The sequence below is a fragment of the Eikenella sp. HMSC071B05 genome (assembly GCF_001811325.1).
Classification (GTDB): domain Bacteria; phylum Pseudomonadota; class Gammaproteobacteria; order Burkholderiales; family Neisseriaceae; genus Eikenella; species Eikenella corrodens.
Genome location: NZ_KV804524.1, coordinates 1 through 1,186 on the forward strand (window position 1 = coordinate 1; position 1,186 = coordinate 1,186).

1 protein-coding gene is annotated in these 1,186 nt (G+C 53.1%); it reads right to left on the reverse strand.

What is annotated here, in order from left to right; all coding sequences use genetic code 11:
* Positions 1-1,185 (reverse strand): elongation factor Tu, encoded by a 1,185-nt coding sequence (gene tuf, locus HMPREF2796_RS00615; RefSeq protein WP_070630221.1) that lies wholly within the window; start codon positions 1,183-1,185, stop codon positions 1-3.
* Position 1,186: the final 1 nt, after the last annotated feature.

A 1,186-nucleotide genomic window follows, 5' to 3' on the forward strand; every position in this document is an offset into this window, starting at 1 on the left:
TTAAGCGATCACGGAAGCCACCACACCGGCACCTACCGTACGGCCACCTTCGCGAATCGCAAAGCGCAAGCCTTCTTCCATAGCGATCGGAGCAATCAGTTCTACGGTGATGGTTACGTTCTCACCTGGCATAACCATTTCCACACCAGACTCCAGCTCTACAGCACCAGTTACGTCGGTGGTACGGAAGTAGAATTGCGGGCGGTAGTTGGCGAAGAACGGAGTGTGACGACCACCTTCTTCTTTGCTCAATACGTATACTTCGGCTTTAAATTTGGTGTGCGGAGTGATGGTACCGGGTTTGGCCAACACTTGACCACGTTCAACCTCTTCACGTTTGGTACCACGCAGCAGTACGCCAACGTTGTCACCGGCCTGACCTTCGTCCAGCAGTTTGCGGAACATTTCCACACCGGTACAGGTAGTTTTCTGAGTGGGTTTCAGACCAACGATTTCGATCTCTTCGCCTACTTTGATGATGCCGCGCTCTACACGACCGGTTACCACGGTACCGCGACCAGAGATGGAGAATACGTCTTCGATCGGCAGCAGGAAGGGTTTGTCTACGGCACGCTGCGGAGTGGGGATGTAGCTATCCAAAGCGGCAGCCAGTTCGAAGATTTTTTCTTTGTAGCCGGCATCGCCTTCGAGGGCTTTGAGGGCAGAACCTTGTACGATCGGGCAGTCGTCGCCGGGGAAGTCGTAGCTAGAGAGCAGGTCGCGGATTTCCATCTCAACCAACTCAAGCAGTTCGGCATCGTCTACCATGTCGCATTTGTTCATGAATACGAGGATGTAGGGTACGCCTACCTGACGAGCCAGCAGGATGTGTTCGCGAGTCTGCGGCATAGGACCGTCAGCAGCGGATACCACTAGAATAGCGCCGTCCATCTGGGCAGCACCGGTAATCATGTTTTTTACGTAGTCGGCGTGACCGGGGCAGTCTACGTGAGCGTAGTGGCGATTCTCGGTTTCGTATTCTACGTGGGCGGTGTTGATGGTAATACCGCGGGCTTTTTCTTCCGGGGCATTGTCAATCTGGTCGTAAGCTTTAGCTTGACCGCCGAATTTCTCAGCCAAAATAGTGGTCAATGCTGCTGTCAAAGTGGTCTTACCATGGTCAACGTGACCAATGGTGCCAACGTTTACGTGCGGTTTGCTACGTTCAAATTTTTCCTTAGCCATG

Excerpts from the sequence above, each read along its gene's own strand:
- tuf (WP_070630221.1), bottom strand. The coding sequence starts at position 1,185 with ATGGCTAAGGAAAAATTTGAACGTAGCAAACCGCACGTAAACGTTGGC.